The following is a 3419-nucleotide window of genomic DNA, read 5'->3' on the forward strand; positions in this document are numbered from 1 at the left end:
CCGCACAACAACTCCTCCTGGAGCGACACCGGACCACGACCGACACCACCCGCGTACTCAGGGGCCGGCAGAGCCTTACGGTCCAGCTTCCCGTTCACGGTGAACGGCAGCGCGTCCAGGACCACGACGTCCGAGGGCACCATGTGCTTCGGCAGCCGGGCGGCCGCGAACGCCTTCACCTCGGCAGGAAGACCCTCGGCGCCCTGAATCGGCACCACGTAGGCGACCAGCCGCACATCGCCCGGCACGTCCTCACGCGCGATCACCGCCGCCTGCGCCACGTGCGCATGCCCCGCGACCACCGACTGGACCTCGCCCGGCTCGATCCGGAAACCACGGACCTTCACCTGCTCATCCGCACGACCCACATACTCAAGCCGGCCATCCGCAGTCCACCGCGCCACATCACCACTGCGGTACATCCGCGCACCCGGCTCGAACGGACACGCGACGAACCGCTCAGCCGTCACGCCCGCCCGACCCACATAACCACGCGCAACACCCGCACCCGCGATGTACAGCTCACCCGCCACACCCACCGGAACCGGCCGAAGACTCCCGTCCAGCACGTACAGCTGTGTATTCGCGACCGGACGCCCGATCGCAACCGACTCACCGACCTCATCACCCGCACGAACCTCAAGAACACAGCACCCGACCACCGTCTCCGTCGGACCGTACTCATTGACCACCACGGAACCCGGTGCCCGCTCCAGCCACGCACGCACCGAAGCACCCGTCAACGCCTCACCACCGACCACCACCGTGCCGGCCATCTCCGCAGCCTGCTCATCCGAGAGCAGCTCGCCCAGCAGCGGAAGATGACCCGGTACGACCTTCACCAGGCCGAACCCGGCAGACTGACGCACCACCTCCGCCAGCCCCTCGGCACCGCCCGCACGACTGACCACCACAGGCGAGCCCGACACCAGCGGCACCAGCACACTGGTCACCGTCAGGTCGAACGCCAGCGAAGAGTGCAGCGGCGCACCACCCTCGGTCCCATACGCACCCGCCGCCCAGCGCACGTAATTCGCGAGACCGCCATGGGTCACCACCACACCCTTCGGCCGGCCCGTCGAACCCGACGTGAACATCACATACGCCGCGGACTCCGCCAGCACCACCCGATCCGGGACCACCCCGCCCAGAGCCGCGAGCGCAGCCGCCGTCCCCGGCTCGTCCAGCACTACCCGCCTCACACCTTCAGGCAGCACACCCTCCACCGCAGACGCGGCAACCACAGCCACCGCACCAGCGTCACCGAGCATGAACGCCACCCGCTCCGCCGGATACTCCGGATCCACCGGCAGATATGCACCACCGGCACGCCACACCGCGAGGATCGACACGACCATGTCGACGCCACGCGGCAGGCACAGACCCACCACCGACTCCACACCCACACCCAAGCCCACCAGGTGCTCAGCCAGTCGGCTCACCCGCGCGTCCAACTCCGCGAACGACACCTCCACACCATCGGCAACCACCGCCACCGCACCCGGCGACCGCACCACCTGCTCCTCGAACAACCCCGGCACCAACACCCCGCCGAGATCAACCGCAGTGTTGTTCCACTCCACCAGCAGCCGACGACGCTCCACGTCATCCACCACCTCAACCGTGCTCAGCGGAAGGTCAGCACCACCGTCGAGCGCGGTCTCCCAGGCATCTGCGAGTTTGGTGACGGCAGTGCGGAGCAACATGCCCACAGCCCGCGGATCGATCGGAGCGACCGCGTCCACGGCGAGCCCGAGACGACTACCGTTGTCGTCCACCGAGACGGTCAACGGGTAGTTGTTGGCCTCCCGCGAGTAGACCGTACGGATGCCCAGGACGTCAGCCGGTCCGTCCGGCGCTGCCGGCAGCCCCGCGTTGTGGCGGTAGTTGAAGAGGGAGGTGAACAGCGGGGTGTCAGCCGGCACACCACTCGCCTGTTGAGCCAGGACCAGCGGCGCCTGCTCGTGTCCCAGCAGACCGGCGAGCTGACCTCGCATCGCATGCAGCGACTCCAGTGCACCGAGGCCGTTGGTACGCACCCGTACCGGGAGCGTGTTGATGAACGGACCCGGGACCCGCTCGGAACCCGCTCCTGAGTTCATCCGGCCGAACAGAACGGTGCCGAAGACCACGTCGTCACGGCCGCTGAGGACGCCGAGCACCCGCGCCCACGCCACGTGCATCAGGGTCGCCGGGCTGGTGGCCGCTCGGCGCGCGACCTCCCGGAGCCTTTCGCCCAGCCCCTCTTCCAGGACGATCAGTTCCCGGACCGAATCGGCTCCGTCACCGCGCACGTCGACCTGTCCGTAAGGGGCGGTCGGCTCGGTCACGTCTCCGAGCAGGTCGGCGAAGTACCGCTCGTGCTCAGAGCGTTCCGACCCGTTCCGGGAATGAGCCACGAAGGTCCGGAACGGCAGCGGATCCGGCAGTTCGTCGCCACGGCCGGTGAGGAAGGCGTCGACCTCGCCGAGCAGCACTTCCAGCGCCGTGTGGTCCTGCGTCATGTGGTGCACGGTCACCAGCGCGAGCCAGCGGTTCGCGTCGGGCTCCGCGGCGGCGATGTGAATGTTGATCAGGGGTGCCCGCCCCAGGTCCACGGTGAGACCGCCGGCGGCCAGCAACTGGTCGACGGGCGCCGGTCCCTCCGGGTCGATGGACAGCTCGGCCACCGGGAGTTCCGCGCGTCGCCAGACGACCTGAACCGGTTCGCGCAGGCCTTCCCACACGATCGAGGTGCGCAGGATGTCGTGGCGGTCCACCACCTGCTGGAGCGCGCCCAAAAAGGCGTCCAGCAGAGGGCGGGTGTCGAATTCCAGGACGGTCGGCAGGACGTAGGCGTCCTCACCGCCGTCGGCCAGCAGGTGGTGGTAGAGCAGACCTTCCTGGAGCGGGGCCAGGGGATAGACGTCCGCGACGTTAGCTGCGCCGCCCTCGACCGTCGCGACGAGACGACCAATCTCCTCCGCGGTCAGTTCGACCAGCGGCAGCATCGCCGGGGTGATCTCGGCCGCGTTCACGGGGATCAGGTTGTCCGGAATGACCACCTGCTCCCCGCCGACGGCGGCGGCGGCGAGCCCGGCCGGAGTCGGCGACTGGAACAGAGCCCTCACCGACACCGACACGCCACGCTCACGCAGCCGCTCCACCAGCCGTATCGCCAGCAGCGAATGCCCGCCCAGCGCGAAGAAGTCGTCGTCCACGCCGACACCGTCCAGGCCCAGGACGTCGGCGAAGACCGCGCAGAGCACCTCTTCGCGGGCATTGGCCGGCCCACGTCCGGAACCCGACACATACTCCGGGGCGGGCAGGGCCTTGCGGTCCAGTTTCCCGTTCACCGACAGCGGCAGCGCCTCCAGCACCACCACAGCCGACGGAACCATATACGCCGGCAGCCGCCCGGCAACGAAGTCCCGAACCGA

The 3419-nt window shown here is 68.9% G+C and carries 1 protein-coding gene; it reads right to left on the bottom strand.

Features of this window, described 5'->3' with window-relative positions; all coding sequences use genetic code 11:
- A partial coding sequence (locus ABZY31_RS31130) for an amino acid adenylation domain-containing protein (protein WP_356417027.1) occupies positions 1 to 3365 on the bottom strand: 3365 nt, incomplete at its 3' end.
- Between the last annotated feature and the right edge of the window lie 54 nt (positions 3366 to 3419).

The organism is Streptomyces sp. NPDC006529, assembly GCF_040611795.1.
Lineage (GTDB): Bacteria > Actinomycetota > Actinomycetes > Streptomycetales > Streptomycetaceae > Streptomyces.